Source organism: Cyanobium sp. N5-Cardenillas (assembly GCF_024345515.1).
In the GTDB taxonomy this organism is placed as follows: Bacteria; Cyanobacteriota; Cyanobacteriia; order PCC-6307; family Cyanobiaceae; genus Cyanobium.
In genome coordinates this window covers 1-15,231 of sequence record NZ_JAGQBG010000051.1, presented here as the reverse complement: position 1 = coordinate 15,231, position 15,231 = coordinate 1, and the positions used below count along the sequence as shown (strand labels likewise).

Below are 15,231 nucleotides of genomic sequence, written 5' to 3'. Positions count from 1 at the left end.
CCCTGGTGATCGGCTTCTGGCCGCGGGTGGCCATCGATCTCTACGAGGCCAGCACCAATGGCCTGGCGGCCGAGCTGGCCAGCCATGGGGCCGTTGCCATGGGACGGTTGGCCGCCCTCGGCTGACCCGCAACCAGGCCCCCGGGTGGGCTGAAATGGTGGCTCCCATCGAAGCGGCCGCCCGGCGATGACCAGCACCCTTCAGAGTCCCCCCGCCCTGCTGGCCGGGAAGGGCCTGCCCCGCTTCGAGGCCATCACCCCCGACCAGGTGCGGGCCCACATCCCTGAGCTCCTGAGTGACCTGGCGGCGGAGCTGGATCGGCTGGAGGCCGGACTGGCGGCGGCGGCAGCGGCGGGCCGGAACCTCGGCTGGGCGGAGGTGATGGACCCCCTGCACCGCCTGGGCGAACGCCTGCGTTGGAGCTGGGGGGTGGTGAGTCACCTCAACGGCGTCTGCAACAGCCCCGAGCTGCGGGAGGCCCACGCCAGCCAGCAGGCGGCGGTGGTGGCCTTCGGCAACCGGGCCGGCCAGAGCCGGGTGCTGTACGAGGCCCTGCGCAGCCTCCAGGCCCAGGGGCGTCTGGATGCCACCCAGGAGCGGATCCTCACGGCGGAACTGCGGGACATGGAGCTGCGGGGCGTGGGCCTGGAGGGCGCCGCCCAGGAGGCCTTCAACGCCGCCAGCCAGGAGCTGGCGGAGCTGGCCACCGGTTTCGGCAACCGCGTGCTGGATGCCACCAACGCCTGGACCCTGCGGCTCACCGACCCCGCCGATGTGGAGGGGCTGCCCGAGAGCCTCAAGGAGCAGCTGGCCCAGGCCGCCCGCGACGCCGGGGATGGCCAGGCCACGGCGGCCGAGGGGCCCTGGCTGCTGGGGCTCGACATGCCCCGCTTCGGCCCGTTCCTGAAGTTCAGCCGTCGCCGCGACCTGCGGGAGATCGCCTACAAGGCCCACGTGAGCCGGGCCTCGGGAGAGACCGACGGCAACTGGCCGACCATCGAGCGGATTCTGACCCTGCGCCGTGAACAGGCCCAGCGCCTTGGCCACGGCTCCTGGGCCGAGGTGAGCCTGGCCGCGAAGATGGCCGGCTCGGTGGCCGAGGTGGAGGCCCTGCTGGAGGACCTGCGCACCGCCGCCTACCCGGTGGCCCTGCTGGAACTGGAGGCGTTGCGCGCCTGTGCGGCCCGCGAAGGGGCGGCCGAAGCGGCGGACCTCAAGCCCTGGGATGTGAGCTTCTGGGCGGAGGTGCGGCGCCAGGAGGCCTTCGATCTCGACAGCGAGGCCCTGCGTCCCTGGTTCCCGCTGCCCCGGGTGCTCGATGGGCTGTTCGGCCTCTGCGACCGGCTGTTCGGTATCCGCATCCGTCCGGCCGATGGCGAGGCTCCCGTCTGGCATCCGGACGTGCGTTTCTTTCGTGTCGAGGACGCCGGCAGCGGCGAGCCCCTGGCCGCCTTCTACCTGGATCCCTACAGCCGTCCGGGCAGCAAGCGCGGCGGCGCCTGGATGGACGAGTGCCTGGTGAGCTCGGTGAACGGAACAGGTGAGCCCGTGCTGCCCGTGGCCTATCTGGTCTGCAACCAGAGCCCGCCGGTGGGGGACACCCCCAGCCTGATGACCTTCGAGGAAGTGGAGACCCTGTTCCACGAGTTCGGCCATGGCCTGCAGCACATGCTCACCACCGTGGAGCGCCCCGAGGCGGCCGGCATCAACAACGTGGAATGGGATGCGGTGGAACTGCCCAGCCAGTTCATGGAGAACTGGTGCTACGACCACGCCACCTTGATGGGCATGGCCCGCCACTGGCAGAGCGGCGAACCGCTGCCGGAGCCGGAGTTCGCCAAGCTCCGCGCCGCCCGCACCTTCATGGGCGGGGCCGCCACCCTGCGCCAGGTGCACTTCGCCCTCACCGACCTGCGGCTGCACAGTCAGTGGACGCCGGAGTGCGGCCGGACACCGGAGCAGCTGCGCCGCGAGATCGCCGTCACCACCACGGTGCTGGACCCGATCGAGGAGGACGCCTTTCTCTGCTCCTTCGGCCACATCTTCGCCGGCGGTTATTCCGCGGGCTACTACTCCTACAAGTGGGCCGAGGTGCTCAGCGCCGATGCCTTCAGCGCCTTCGAGGAGGTGGGGCTGGAGAACGAGGCGGCGATCCGAGCCACCGGCCGCCGCTTCCGCGAGACGGTGCTCAGCCTGGGCGGCAGCCGCCATCCCGGCGAGGTGTTCGAGACCTTCCGCGGCCGGCCCCCCAGCCCCGAGGCCCTCATCCGGCACTCGGGGCTGGTGGCGACCTCGATAGCCTGAACCAGGAGTGATCCAGATCCCCTGATGGCTCCTCCCCTTACCGGAGACACGTGATGGGAGCCCAGCGAATCCTGGTGCTGGGCGGTGGCTTTGCCGGACTCTGGAGTGCCCTTTCCGCCGCCCGCCAGCTTGATCAGCTGGGGATCGGCCCGGACACCATCGAGGTGCTGCTCATCAACCGTGACGCCTTCCATGGCATCCGCGTCCGCAACTACGAGGCCGACCTGGCCCCCCTCCGGGTTCCCCTGGAGGTGGTCCTCGGCCCCGCCGGGGTGCGCTGGCTGGTGGGGGAGGTCGGTCCCATCGATCCAGCCGCGCGGACCGTCACCGTGCACACGGATGGTGGCCCCCTGATCCTTCCCTACGACCGGCTGGTCTTTGCCCTTGGCAGCCAGTTGCTGCGGCCTCCGGTTCCTGGCCTGGCCGCCCATGGCTTCGATGTCGACACCTACGACGGCGCCTCCCGGCTGGCGGGGCACCTGGAGACCCTGGCGGAACGTCCCGAGGCTCCCGGACGCTTCACGGCCGTGGTGGTGGGGGCCGGCCTCACCGGAATCGAGGCCGCCTGTGAATTGCCGGCCCGGCTGCGGGCTGTCCGGGAGCGGGCCGGTCTGGCCGGGCCGGTGCGCGTCGTCCTGGTGGACCACAACCCAAAGGTGGGCTCCGACATGGGCGACGCGGCCCGGCCCGTGATCGAAGAAGCCCTGGTGGCCCTTGGGGTGGAGTCGCGTCTCGGTGTGCGGGTGGACGGCCTTGATGGGTCGGAGATTCGCTTCGACTCCGGTGAGGTCATCGCCACCCAGACGGTGGTCTGGTGTGCCGGCATGCGGGCCAGTCCGCTGGCCGCCGGCTGCGGGGTGGCCACCGATGCCCTCGGCCGGCTGCCGGTCGATGCCGAACTGCGGGTCGAGGGGCTCAGCGGCGTGTTCGCCGCCGGCGACAGCGCCCGCCTCGCCCTGGACGACGGCCACGCCACGGTCATGTCCTGTCAGCACGGCCGGCCCATGGGCCGGTTCGCGGGGCACAACGCGGTCTGCGACCTGCTGGGGCTGCCCTTGCTGCCGCTGCGGATCGACTGGTACACCACCATTCTGGATCTGGGTCCCTGGGGGGCCCTGTACACCGAAGGCTGGGACCGCCGGGTCGTCGCCACCGGGGAGGTGGCCAAGCGCACCAAACGGCTGATCAACGGCGAGCGCATCGTCCCGCCCCTGACCGGCGATCGGGCCGCGATCTTCGCCGCCGCCGCTCCGGTGATCCAGCGCCCCCCGCCGCTCCAGCCCCAGGGGAGCCAGCCATGAGCTCCCCAGCCCAGGAGAACCGCCCTGGCGCTTCGGTGGGACGACTCCTGCTGGTCGCCCTACTGCTGGCCGGGGTGACCTTGTTCTTCAGCCAGGGCTGGTACCGCCAGCTGGATCTCGCCGCCCTGCAGGCCTCCCGCGCCCAGCTCGTGGCCTGGCGCCAGGCGGCCCCACTGGCCAGCGCTGCCTCCTTCGTGGCCGTCTATGTGCTGGTGACGGGTCTCTCCCTGCCCGGCGCCACCGTGCTTACCCTGGCGGGGGGTGCCATCTTCGGCCTGCTCCAGGGCACGGTGCTGGTGTCGATCGGCTCCACCCTGGGGGCCACGGCGGCCTGCCTGCTCGCCCGCACCCTGCTGCGGGAGCCGGTGCGGCGGCGGTTCGGCCAGCGCTTGGGGCCGATCGAGGCGGGCGTCCGCCGCGACGGCGCCGCCTACCTGCTCAGCCTGCGGCTGGTGCCGGTGGTTCCCTTCGTGCTCGTCAACCTGCTGATGGGCCTCACCCCCATGCCCCTGCTGCCCTTCGCGCTCGTCTCCCAGCTGGGCATGCTACCGGCCACCCTCGTGTACGTGAATGCGGGCACCCAGCTGGGCCAGCTCACCAGCCTGTCGGGCCTCCTCTCGCCGGCCCTGCTGGCCTCCTTCGCCCTGCTGGGCCTGCTGCCCTGGATCGTGAAGCTGCTGCTGGGCCGCTGGCGTCTCTGGCGCCTTTACCGCCCCTGGCCCCGTCCCCGCCACTTCGATCGCAACCTGATCGTGATCGGTGCCGGGGCGGCGGGCCTGGTCACCGCCTACATCGCCGCCACCGTGCGGGCGAGGGTCACCCTGGTGGAGCGGCACCGCATGGGTGGCGACTGCCTCAACACCGGCTGTGTGCCCAGCAAGGCCCTGATCAGCTCCGCTCGCCTCGCCGCCCGCCTGCGCCACGCCGACCGCTACGGCCTGACTCCCCAGGAGCCCCGGATGGAGCTGCGCCGGGTGCTGGAGCGGGTGAGGCAGAAGGTGGCGGCCATCGCCCCCCACGACAGCGTCGAGCGCTACACCGCCCTCGGGGTGGACGTGCGCCTCGGCCAGGCCCGCCTGCTCAGCCCCTGGACGGTGGCGATCACCGCCGCCGACGGCAGCGAGACCGTGCTGTCGGCCCGGGCCATCGTGCTGGCCACCGGCGCCGCGCCGGTGATTCCTGAGCTGCCCGGCATCGACACGGTGCGGGTTCGCACCAGCGAGACCCTCTGGGACGCGCTGGCCGAGCACCCGTCCCCAAGGCCGAGCCTGGTGGTGCTGGGGGGCGGGCCGATCGGCTGTGAACTGGCCCAGGCCCTGGCCCAGCTGGGCCTGCCGGTGACCCTGCTGCAGCGCAACGCCCGGCTCCTGCCCCGGGAGGATCCCGAGGTGGGGGCGCTGCTACGCGGGGCCCTGGAGCGCGACGGCGTTCGGGTGCACACCGGTTGCCGGGTGGAACGGGTCGAGCCTGGTCCTGCCGGGGGTGTGCGCCTGATGGTGTTGGTGGATGGCGCCAGCCTCAGCTTCGAGGCCGACGAACTGCTCTGCGCCGTGGGGCGCCAGGCCAGGCTGGAGGGCCACGGTCTCGAGGTGCTCGGCATCCCCACCGGCCGCACCATCGACACCGACCCCCACCTCCAGACCCTCTACCCCAACATCTATGCCGCCGGCGACGCCGCCGGCCCCTGGCAGTTCACCCACACGGCCGCCCACCAGGCCTGGTACGCCGCCGTGAACGGGCTGTTCGATCCGGTGCGCTTCGCCGTCGACGGCCGCGTCATTCCCCGCACCACCTTCACCGATCCGGAGGTGGCCAGGGTGGGGCTGAGCGAGTCCGAGGCGATGGAGCAGGGGGTGGCTTTCGAGGTCACCCGCTTCGACCTGGCCGAGCTGGATCGGGCCATCGTCGAATCGGCCGAGACCGGCTTCCTGAAGGTGCTGACCGCACCAGGCAAGGACCGGATCCTGGGGGTGACGATCGTGGCGGAGCAGGCCGGGGAGCTGCTGGCCGAATTCGTGCTGGCGATGCGCTGGAACCTGGGCCTGGCCAAGGTGATGGGCGCGATCCACGCCTATCCCACCCTGGCCGAAGCCAACAAGTACGTCGCCGGGAGCTGGAAGAAGTCCCACGCGCCCCAGCGCACCCTGGCCCTACTGGAGCGCTTCCACACCTGGCGCCGGGGCGGCGGTTAGGAACGGGTCGGGGTTTTGCAGGGCCACGCTCACTGCCACGGCACTGGCCAGCAGCAGCCACAGGAGCCGCAGGCCGATCAGTCCGGCGGCGGGCCGATCGAGGGCCGCCGCCGCCGCCACGCTCACCAGCGCCACCACCAGCCCCGCCACCGTGTCTGCGGCCGCCAGCACCGGGCTGTGCAGCCAGAAGAAGAACGTGGTGAACACGGCGAACAGCAGCCAGCCCACCGCTTCCGAGACCAGCACCAAGCCCCGGCGTCGGTCGGCAGCGCGCTCCGGATCCAGGTTGGCCACCCGCGCCAGGGCCACCAGGGAGGTGATGTTCAGCACCAGCCACAGGGGGGCGAACAGCCAGTCCGGCGGGGCGTAGGGGGGCAGGCGGAAGCTGGTGTAGAAGGCGGTGTCGCCCAGCACCCCAGCCGGCCAGAAGCTGACGGCATTGGCGGCCACCAGGATCGCGGCGCCATGCCACCAGCGGAAGCGGGCGGCAGGGACCGATGGGGTCATGCCTGGGAGTGGAGCCCGATCGTGTTGCCTTCGGTGTCGAGCACCAGGCTCATGAAGCCGTAGGCGCCGATCGACATCTTGGGCTTGATCACCGTGCCGCCGGCGCCCGCCACCCGGCTCTCCTCCACGGCGCAGTCGTCGCAGTGGAAATAGATCAGGGTGCCGCCACCGCCCGGGGCCATGCCCTCCATCTTCGCCAGGGCGCCTCCAGCCCCCACCTGATCGTTCTGCATCGGGAAGGCGTAATACTCCATGCCCGCATCGGACATTTGCTCCAGCGTCAGCTGGAACACGGTTTCGTAGAAGGCCCGGGCCCGGGCCATGTCATCGACGTAGAGCTCGAACCAGATGACGGGGTTGACGGCCATGGCTGCGAGGTGATTTTTGGGCCAAGATTAGGCCGGAAATTCTGGATTCAGCCCGCCACCCCCTGCTCCTGGCGGGGGCTGGCGGGGTTCCAGTTCTCCTTCACCAGCTGGCGGGCCCGGCCCAGGGCCAGGGCCCCGGCGGGCACGTCCTTGGTGAGGGTGGAGCCTGCCGCCACCGTCACTCCGGCCCCGAGGGTGATCGGTGCCACCAGCACCGAATTGGCACCGGTCTTGCTGCCGCCTCCGATCACGGTGCGGTGCTTGCGCACCCCATCGAAGTTGGCGGTGATCGTTCCTGCCCCGACGTTCACATCGGCGCCCAGGTCGGCATCGCCCAGGTAGCTGAGGTGGTTGGCCTTGCAGCCCTCCCCCAGCCGGCTGTTCTTCACCTCCACGAAGTTGCCGATGCGGCAGCCGGCGGCCAGATGGGTGCCGGCCCGCAGCTGGGCGAACGGCCCGATGACGCAGCTGGGTTCCACGTGGCTGTCGCGCAGCACCGAATGAACCACCTCCACGTCGGTGGCCAGGTGGCTGTTCTCGATCAGGCAGCCGGGGCCGATGCGGCAGCCATCGCCGATGCTGTTCACCCCGCGGAAATGGCACTGGGGCTCCACCAGCACGTCGCGGCCGAAGCGGGTGAGCTCGCTGAGGGTGCAGCTGGCCGGATCGGTGAAGCTCACCCCCTCCGCCATCCAGTGGCGCCGCAGCCGGTCCTGCAGCACCGCTTCGCAGTGGGCCAGCTGCTGGCGGTCGTTGATGCCGGCCACCTCGTCCGGGTCGCTCACCGCAAGGTGCATGGCCGGGCGCAGCAGGGCCACGGTGTCGGTGAGATAGAGCTCGCCCTGGTCGTTGTCGGTGCTAAGGCTGGGCAGCACGGTGGCCAGGCGGGCCCAGTCGAAGCAGTAGATCCCCGCATTGGTGAGGGTGTTGGCGAGCTGCTCGGGATTGCAGTCGCGGTGCTCGACGATGCCGCTCACCTGGCCCGCCGCGTCAGCGAAGACGCGGCCGTAGCCGCTGGGGTCCGCCAGCCGGGCGGTGAGCAGGGTCACGGCGGCGCCACTGGTGCGATGGGTGGAGAGCAGGGATTCCAGGGTCTCCGGCCGCAGCAGGGGCACGTCGCCGTTGAGCACCAGCAGCTCGCCCTCGAAACCCTCCAGCGGTCCGAGCAGCTGCTGCACCGCATGGCCGGTGCCGTTCTGGGGCTGCTGCAGCACGAACTCCAGGCCCTCGACGCCGGCGAGGGTGCGCTCCACCCGGTCGGCCTGGTGCCCCACCACCAGCAGCTGGCGGTCGGGGGAGAGCCGGTGGCAGCTGCCCAGCACCCGTTCCACCAGGGTCGCGCCGGCCAGGGGCTGGAGCACCTTCGGCAGGGCACTCTTCATGCGGGTCCCTTTCCCGGCGGCCAGGACGGCAACGGCGAGCATCGGCGGCGGCGGGTCGACTGCGCCGGAATCTACCGGTGCCCTCCGGAGTGGCCCAGTCCGCCGCGGCCCGGGCGCCGCGGCAGCCGACCCGGCGGGGCGGCACTCCGCTCCTGCTCCCGGCGCCGACGCTCCAGAATCTCGGCGGCCGTGGCGCTGCCGCTGGGGTCCCGGTAGGCAATGCCGGCGCGGCTGGCCAGGTGCTCCCGCTCGAAGGGCTCCAGGGGGCGCAGGGCCGGATGGGGGGCCAGGGGGGTGAAGCTGGCCGCCGTCCCGGCGCTCCAGCGCTCCGGTTCGTCGGCGGGCGGCCGGATCGCCCTCACCTCCAGCCCCAGCTCCAGCAGACAGCGACGCACCGCCGCCGCGGAGCTGTAGGTGAGCAGCCGGCCCTCGGGCCGCAGCAGCCGCACCAGCTGCCCCAGAAACTCCCGGCTCCAGAGCTCGGGGCAGCGGGTCGGGGAGAAGGCATCCAGCAGTACCAGGTCGCAGCGACCTGCCAGCGTTTCCAGCAGCTCCGGCAGCCGGCGGCGGGCATCGCCCAGCCACAGGCGCGGACCGTCGCTGAGGCCCTCCAGCCGGCCGATCACCGCGGCGGACCACTGGGCCCGGAAGCCGGCGTCCGCAAGGGCCAGGGCCAGGGGCCGATGGTCCAGCTCCAGGCCCCACCAGTCCAGCCCCAGGCCGGCGGTGGTGGCGGCGTCGAGCAGGGCGGCGGTGTTGGTGCCGGTGCCGACGGCCACCTCCGCCACCACCAGCTCCCGGCCCGGGACGAAGCGTTCCAGCGCCGCCGGGACCACGAACTTCTCGTTGGCCTCGCGCAGGGCCCCGGCGGCACTGTGGAAGCCCTCGTCGCACGCGACGCTGTAGAGGCTGAAGCTGCCGTCACGCCCCCGCCGGGGCAGCAGCTCGGGCCCCGGTTCCGGCTCTGCCGTCTCAGTGCCGCAGGCGGGCCAGGTCATCCCAGAAGCCGGGGTAGGAGACGGCGGCGGCCTCCGGCCGCCCCAGGCGGGTGTCGCCCCGGGCCACCAGGGAGGCCACCGCCAGGCTCATCGCCACCCGGTGATCGGTCTCGCTGTCCACCTCCGCCCCGTGCAGCGGGGTGGGGCCTTCGATGCTGAGGCCATCGGCGTGCTCCTCGAGCCGGGCCCCCATCGCCGTCAGCTGGCGGGCCATCACCGCCAGGCGGTCGGTCTCCTTCACCCGCAGTTCCGCCGCGCCGCTGATCCGGCTCAGCCCTTCGGCGCAGCAGGCCGCCACCGCCAGCACGGGGATCTCGTCCACCAGGCGGGGGATCATCGGCTCCTCGATGCGGAAGGCCCGCAGCGGGCCGTGCTGGACGCGGAGATCCCCCACCGGCTCGCCGGCCACGTCGCGGCTGTTGAGCACGCTGATCCGGGCGCCCATCTCGGCCAGCACATCGAGAATGCCGGTGCGGCTGGGGTTGAGGCCCACGTTCTCGACCGTGAGATCGGCCCCCGGGGTGATTGCCGCCGCCACCAGCCAGAAGGCCGCCGAACTGATGTCGCCGGGCACCACCACGGTCTGACCCACCAGGGCGGGTCCAGGCCGCACGGTGATGAACCTCCCCTGGTCGCCATCCACCACCAGGTCGGCACCGAAGGCCCGCAGCATCCGCTCACTGTGGTCGCGGGTGGGGGCCGGTTCGATCACGGTGGTGGGCCCGTTCGCCGTCAGGGCGGCCAGCAGCAGAGCGCTCTTCACCTGGGCCGAGGCCACCGGCGTGCCGATGACGCTGCCGTGCAGGCTCTGTCCCTGCACCGCCAGGGGGGCCAGGTTGCCGTCCTCGCGCCCCTGGATCCGGGCGCCCATCTGGGCCAGGGGAGCTCCCACCCGCCGCATCGGCCTCGAGCGCAGGGAGGCATCACCGCTGAGCACGAAGTGGCGCCCCGCCCGGCCGGCCAGCAACCCCAGCATCAACCGCATGGTGGTGCCGGAATTGCCGCAGTCGAGCACGTCGCCGGGCTCCCGCAGCCCGTCCAGGCCCACCCCCTCGACGGTCACCGGCTGGCCGGCGGCGATCGGGGACACCGTGACGCCCATGGCCCGCAGGCAGGCGGCGGTGCTCAGGGGGTCTTCGGCGGGCAGCAACCCTTCGATGCGGGTGGTGCCCTCGGCGATGGCCCCGAACAGGAGTGAGCGGTGGGAGATCGACTTGTCGCCGGGCACCGTCACGCTCCCCCGCAGACTGCCCCCGGCCGGCAGCACCAGGGGCGCCGGCAGGGCGGCCTCGCTCGTACCAACAGCCGCGGAGGAGGACAAGAGCTGTTGCGCCAACTGGCGTGATCCTATGGAGTGGCCTGTTCCGGCCCCCGTTCAGGGTCGAATGCCGATCGCCCGCAGCCTGGCCGACAGGCTCCAGACCTCCACCACCAGCCGATGCCAGGGGGTGATCGTCTCCATGGACAGGCCCATCGGCTTGGGGGCGGCGGCCCGCAGGGACCTGGCCGCCGCCAGGGACCGGCGTGCTTCCTCGAGACGTACCCGCAACTGGTGCTGGTTGGCCAGGGACAGCACCGCCTCCGGGCAGTGGTCGAGCAGCAGCAGACCGCGATCGAAGGACTCGGCGTAGTCCTGCAGCAACGGCACCAGGATCTCCTCCAGCAACGGGCCGGTGGGATCGGGCAGGGAGGGGGCGGGAACCATGGATCCAGCGTAGGAATCGTTGCCGTGGCTGCCCGGGTACGGATCCCCATCCCCGGATGGGCGTGGAACGATGGGTTCCGAAGGGTCGCCCCATGAAAGACGTTGACGCCTGGGATGCCCTGCTGCGCCGCCATGTGGACGACCGCGGCCGGGTGGACTACGCCACCTGGCAGCGCCAGGGGACGGCGGAACTGGAGCACTGGCTGGCGGCCCAGCGGCCCTTCGATCCTGAGCCCGGCTCTAGGGCCGAGGCCATGGCCCTGTGGATCAACCTCTACAACGCCCTGGTGATCCGCCAGGTGCTGGCGCGCTTCCCGGTGGCCTCGATTCGCCCCACCGTCGCGGCGGTGCCCAACTGGCCGGCGTTCCTGGCCTTCTTCTCCCGACCGGTGATCAGCCTGCAGGGCCAGTCCCTCAGCCTGAATCGCATCGAGCACGGGATTCTTCGGCCCCGCTTCGGCGATCCCCGCCTCCATTTCGCCCTGGTCTGCGCTGCCGTCGGCTGCCCCCTGCTGCGGCCGGAGGCCTACCGGGCCGAACGGCTCGACGCCCAGCTGGAGGAGGACACCCACCGGTTCCTGCGGAACCCCCTGAAGCTGCGCTTCGATCCAACCTGCCGCACCCTGCATGTCAGCCGGATCTTCCAGTGGTACCGCGGCGACGTTCTGGCGGTGGCCCCCTCCATCCCCGCCTATGTGGGCCGTTACCGGTCGGAGCTGGCGCTTCCGGCTGACGTCCGGCTCCGCTACCTGCCCTACGACTGGGCACTCAACGGACGGGACTCAGTCGCGGATGTCGCCGTAGAACCGCTTCAGCCGCGTGGCCGGCACCCCCAGGCCCCAGAGCAGGCCGATCATCAGGTAGACCCCGGTGGCCTTCCATGACCCCCAGCGCGCCACCCGGCGGTCGGAGCCTTCCACCACCCGGTTGACCTGACGGATGCGGCCCAGCCGGCCCAGCCTCTCGCAGAGATCGGCGTCCTCCATGATCGGGAGGGTGTCGTCAAAGCCCCCGCAGCGCTCGAAGTCGCGCCGCCGGCAGAACATGACCTGGTCACCGAACAGCACGCGGAAGCCGTTCAGCAGGTAGCGGTGGGGCCGGAACAGCAGGGCCGCGTAGTGGGTCTTGAGGGCGTTGTGCAGGCTCACCCCCCAGCGGGTGCGCTGGCCGCCGCGCATCAGCGCCAGGAAGCCGCCGCAGCTGATGGCCGGGTCGGCCAGGGTGGCGGTCACCAGCAGCACCAGATCCGAGGGCACCAGGGTGTCGGCATGGAGGAAGCAGAGGATCTCGCCGTGGGCCTCCGAGGCCCCCCGGTTCATCTGCACCGCCCGCCCCACCTGCCGGCAGCGGATCACCCGACAGCCGTGCACATGCGCCCTGGCCAGGGTGGCATCGGTGCTGCCGCCATCCACCACGATCACCTCGTCGGCCGCCGGATCGAGGATCTCCAGCTGGTGGAGGGTGCGTCCCAGGTGACCGGCTTCGTTGAGGGTCGGGATAATGATCGAAACCGACGGCGCCGTCACCTTGTTGCGCAACAATCTTACATTCTACGATCAACAGGCGGCCGTCTGGTGGGAAGAAACCGCCACCATCTTTCCGCTCAGCCAAATGAATCCACTGCGCTTTCTCTGCTTCGATCAGTTTGTTCCCCAATGGAGCGATCTGCACGTCCTCGATGTGGGCTGCGGTGGCGGTTACACCTGTGAGTTTCTGGCGCGCCGGGGCGCCCGCCTGAGCGGCGTCGACCGGTCCGGTCCCTGCATTCAAGCAGCCAGGACCCATGCGGCCGTGTCGGGTCTGGAGATCGATTACCGGGTGGGACTGGCGGAGCAACTTCCTTTCGCTTCCGGTCGTTTCGATGTGGTGATCTGCGTCGATGTGCTGGAGCATGTCGATCGTCCGGACGCCGTGATCGCTGAAGTCGCCAGGGTTCTGGCCCCTGGAGGAACCTTCTGCTTCGACACCATCAACCGCACCTTCCGCTCCCGGCTCACCATGATCTGGCTGCTGGAGACGCTGCTGCGGCTGATTCCGGCAGGCGTTCACGACTGGGAGCGGTTCGTGGCACCGGAGGCCCTCGAGGGTTGGCTGCTGGCCAGCGGATTCAGCGCCATCCGGATGCAGGGCATGGATCTGTTCGGCCGTGGTCCGCTGCGCACCCTGGGCCGGCTGCTCCATTACCTGCGCACCGGCGGCTTCCAGGTGACCTTCGACCAGGATCTGGAGGTGATGTTCATCGGAACGGCCCGGCTCAGCCCAGCAGCAGGCCCCCGGATTCGCTGAAGGCCGCCCGGGCGCTGCGCAGATCAAACAGCAGGTCCTCCAGGGTGAGGCGGTCCAGTTCCCGCTCCAGGGCCTGCAGCAGGCGTCGGTTGAGCACCCGGGTCACCCGGTCACTGGGCTGGGGGTCCTGCTCCGGTTCGGCGGGGGCCACCAGGCTGGCGGCCGGGGCGTCGACGGCAGCCAGGATCGCCGCCAGGGGCACCTCGGCGGGCAGGCGCCGCAGCCGGTAGCCCCCCTGCCGGCCACGCCTGGACTCCACCAGCGCGGCCCGTCGCAGCTTCAGCATCAGCTGCTCCAGCATCGGTGCGGGCAGGTCCTGGGCCTCGGCCAGGGCGTTCACCGACTGCCAGCGCGGCGGATCCAGGGCCAGCTCCAGCAGGGCCTTGAGGGCGTAAATGCCGCTGCGACGCAGCATCAGCGGCCGGCCGCGAGGCGCTCCAGCACGTGCTCCAGGGTGTAGCCGAACAGGGCGGGATCCGGCTCGCCCTGGCCGAGATCGTCGAGGCCCAGTTCGCTCCAGCGGCCATCCACCCGCGCCTCCAGGGCGGCATCCCGGCCCAGGGCCTGGCCCCAGTCATGGCGTTTCTCCGGGCCGATCTTGGTGGTGGCATCAATCGCCAGCCGTCCCCCGAGCCCCAGCCGTTCGCTGGCGAAATCCAGCGAGTCGAAGGGGGTGTCCTCCAGCACGAACAGGTCGCGTTGCGGATCCACCTGGGCGCTGATCGCCCAGATCACCTGACGCGGATCGCGGATCGCGATCGACTTGTCGACCACCACCACGAACTTGGTGTAGGTGAACTGGGGCAGGGCACTCCAGAAGGCCATGGCCGCCCGCTTCGCCTGGCCCGGATAGGCCTTGTCGATGGCGATCACGGCCAGCTTGTAGCTGAGGCCCTCCATCGGCAGGAAGAAATCGACGATCTCCGGGATCTGCTGGCGCAGGATCGGTGTGTAGATGCGGTTGAGGGCGATCGCCAGCATCGCCTCCTCCTTCGGCGGACGGCCGCTGAAGGTGGTCAGGAAGATCGGGTCCCGGCGCTGGGTGACGCAGTGGAAGCGCACCAGGGGGGAATCCTCCTCGCCGCCGTAGAAACCCATGTGGTCGCCGCAGGGGCCGTCTGGGAGAACCTCACCGGGGGTGATCGTGCCCTCCAGCACCACTTCGCTGTGGGAGGGCACCTCCAGGTCGAGGGTCTTGCAGCGGGCCAGCCGCACGCCCTCGCCCGCGTAGAGGCCGGCGAACAGCCATTCGCTCAGCTGCACGGGAATCGGTGTGGCCGCCGCCATCACTAGCAGCGGATGCACACCGATGGCCACCGCCACCTCGAGCTTGCGGCCCATGGCCGCCGCCTTGCGCAGGTGCCGGGCGCCGCCCCGCACGCTCAGCCAGTGCACGGTGGCGCTGTTGATCGACTGGCGCTGCAGCCGGTAGACACCGACGTTGGGGACGCCGGTCTCGGGGTCCTTGGTGATCACCAGCCCGAGGGTGATCACCCCGCCCGCATCCCCGGGCCAGGGGCGCAGCAGCGGCAGCGACTCCAGGTTCACCTGCTCGCCCCGCAGCACCTGCTGGTGGCAGGGGGGGGTGAGGTCGAGGTCGGGCCGGGCCCGCACCAGGTCCCAGAACACCCCCCCGAACTTCATCACCTCCTTGAGTCCCTTCGGCGGCCGAGGCTGCTGCAGCAGGGCCAGGCGTTCACCGAGGGCCTCCAGCTCCTCGGGCCGCTCCATCCCCATGCTCCACAGCACCCGCTCCACGGTGCCCATCAGGTTCACCGCCACCGGCATGGGGGAGCCGATCACGTTTTCAAACAGCAGGGCTGGGCCTCCCATGGCCAGCACCCGATCGGCGATGGCCGCCAGTTCCAGATCCGGGTCCACCGGCGCCGTGATGCGCCGCAGCTGGCCGCGCTTCTCCAGCAACGCCAGGAAATCGCGCAGATTGCGCTGCCGTCCGATCGCCTTGCCGCTCCCAAACCCGTCGGCCACCACTCCCGCCACGTCGTCCTGAGCCGTCGAGCTGCTACCTACTGTGACGCACCCCCGTAGCGATCGCGTCCCGTGCTGCTCTCCTACTTCCACACGTCCGAAGCGGTTCCCCCCCTGCGTTCTCCCGAGGAGGACGGCCCCGATGCGGCCGTGGTCATCGATGTGCTGCGGGCCACGACCACCATCGCCTGGGCGCTCC

General features: G+C 71.1%; 15 protein-coding genes. 6 read left to right on the top strand and 9 right to left on the bottom strand.

The window, feature by feature from the left end; all coding sequences use genetic code 11:
- Positions 1 to 186: 186 nt before the first annotated feature.
- Genes KBZ04_RS06075 through KBZ04_RS06065 form a run of 3 tightly spaced genes read left to right on the top strand, consistent with a single transcriptional unit; the run spans position 187 to position 5,797 of the window.
- Entirely contained in the window at positions 187 to 2,304 is a 2,118-nt protein-coding gene (locus KBZ04_RS06075) for a M3 family metallopeptidase (RefSeq protein ID WP_254991043.1), read from the top strand.
- 53 nt (positions 2,305 to 2,357) lie between these two features.
- On the top strand, positions 2,358 to 3,605 hold the full coding sequence (locus KBZ04_RS06070; protein ID WP_254991042.1) for an NAD(P)/FAD-dependent oxidoreductase: 1,248 nt from the start codon (positions 2,358 to 2,360) through the stop codon (positions 3,603 to 3,605).
- Entirely contained in the window at positions 3,602 to 5,797 is a 2,196-nt protein-coding gene (locus KBZ04_RS06065; RefSeq protein WP_254991040.1) for an FAD-dependent oxidoreductase, read from the top strand. Before KBZ04_RS06070 ends, KBZ04_RS06065 begins: the two co-directional genes overlap by 4 nt.
- Here KBZ04_RS06065 and KBZ04_RS06060 read toward each other — a convergent pair.
- From KBZ04_RS06060 to KBZ04_RS06035, 6 genes are all read right to left on the bottom strand, one after another.
- A complete protein-coding gene (locus KBZ04_RS06060) occupies positions 5,756 to 6,304 on the bottom strand; it encodes a tryptophan-rich sensory protein (protein WP_254991039.1) in 549 nt (182 codons plus the stop codon). The two genes, KBZ04_RS06065 and KBZ04_RS06060, sit on opposite strands and share 42 nt — an antisense overlap.
- Positions 6,301 to 6,672, bottom strand: a complete 372-nt coding sequence (locus tag KBZ04_RS06055; RefSeq protein ID WP_254991038.1) for a VOC family protein — start codon at positions 6,670 to 6,672, stop codon at positions 6,301 to 6,303. The genes KBZ04_RS06060 and KBZ04_RS06055 overlap by 4 nt, the downstream gene beginning before the upstream one ends.
- 47 nt (positions 6,673 to 6,719) lie before the next feature.
- Positions 6,720 to 8,096: a bifunctional UDP-N-acetylglucosamine diphosphorylase/glucosamine-1-phosphate N-acetyltransferase GlmU gene (gene glmU / locus KBZ04_RS06050; RefSeq protein WP_254991037.1), complete on the bottom strand. Its 1,377-nt coding sequence runs from the start codon at positions 8,094 to 8,096 to the stop codon at positions 6,720 to 6,722.
- Positions 8,097 to 8,125: 29 nt separating this feature from the next.
- Positions 8,126 to 9,052 carry an MnmC family methyltransferase gene (locus tag KBZ04_RS06045; protein WP_254991036.1) on the bottom strand — a complete coding sequence of 309 codons (927 nt, stop codon included), beginning with the start codon at positions 9,050 to 9,052 and terminating at the stop codon, positions 8,126 to 8,128.
- Entirely contained in the window at positions 9,027 to 10,334 is a 1,308-nt protein-coding gene (aroA, locus tag KBZ04_RS06040; RefSeq protein ID WP_254991045.1) for a 3-phosphoshikimate 1-carboxyvinyltransferase, read from the bottom strand. Before aroA ends, KBZ04_RS06045 begins: the two co-directional genes overlap by 26 nt.
- A 93-nt stretch (positions 10,335 to 10,427) precedes the next feature.
- On the bottom strand, positions 10,428 to 10,757 hold the full coding sequence (locus tag KBZ04_RS06035) for a DUF2605 family protein (protein WP_254991035.1): 330 nt from the start codon (positions 10,755 to 10,757) through the stop codon (positions 10,428 to 10,430).
- A 92-nt stretch (positions 10,758 to 10,849) separates the two neighbouring features.
- Between KBZ04_RS06035 and KBZ04_RS06030 the strand changes: the two genes are divergently transcribed.
- On the top strand, positions 10,850 to 11,641 hold the full coding sequence (locus KBZ04_RS06030) for a DUF547 domain-containing protein (protein WP_254991034.1): 792 nt from the start codon (positions 10,850 to 10,852) through the stop codon (positions 11,639 to 11,641).
- Here the strand turns inward: KBZ04_RS06030 and KBZ04_RS06025 are convergent.
- Positions 11,540 to 12,283, bottom strand: a complete 744-nt coding sequence (locus KBZ04_RS06025; protein WP_254991033.1) for a TIGR04283 family arsenosugar biosynthesis glycosyltransferase — start codon at positions 12,281 to 12,283, stop codon at positions 11,540 to 11,542. The two genes, KBZ04_RS06030 and KBZ04_RS06025, sit on opposite strands and share 102 nt — an antisense overlap.
- On the opposite strand from KBZ04_RS06025, the gene ubiG reads away from it, so the two are divergent.
- On the top strand, positions 12,258 to 13,043 hold the full coding sequence (gene ubiG / locus KBZ04_RS06020; protein WP_254991032.1) for a bifunctional 2-polyprenyl-6-hydroxyphenol methylase/3-demethylubiquinol 3-O-methyltransferase UbiG: 786 nt from the start codon (positions 12,258 to 12,260) through the stop codon (positions 13,041 to 13,043). The two genes, KBZ04_RS06025 and ubiG, sit on opposite strands and share 26 nt — an antisense overlap.
- Here ubiG and KBZ04_RS06015 read toward each other — a convergent pair.
- Both KBZ04_RS06015 and KBZ04_RS06010 read right to left on the bottom strand, forming a co-directional pair.
- The gene (locus KBZ04_RS06015; RefSeq protein WP_254991031.1) at positions 13,012 to 13,458 is read right to left on the bottom strand and encodes an RrF2 family transcriptional regulator; all 447 of its coding nucleotides are present in this window, start codon (positions 13,456 to 13,458) and stop codon (positions 13,012 to 13,014) included. The genes ubiG and KBZ04_RS06015 overlap by 32 nt on opposite strands.
- Positions 13,458 to 15,032 (bottom strand): UbiD family decarboxylase, encoded by a 1,575-nt coding sequence (locus tag KBZ04_RS06010; protein WP_254991030.1) that lies wholly within the window; start codon positions 15,030 to 15,032, stop codon positions 13,458 to 13,460. Before KBZ04_RS06010 ends, KBZ04_RS06015 begins: the two co-directional genes overlap by 1 nt.
- 72 nt (positions 15,033 to 15,104) lie before the next feature.
- On the opposite strand from KBZ04_RS06010, the gene KBZ04_RS06005 reads away from it, so the two are divergent.
- The coding region (locus KBZ04_RS06005) for a 2-phosphosulfolactate phosphatase (protein ID WP_254991044.1) at positions 15,105 to 15,231 on the top strand (127 nt) is incomplete at its 3' end.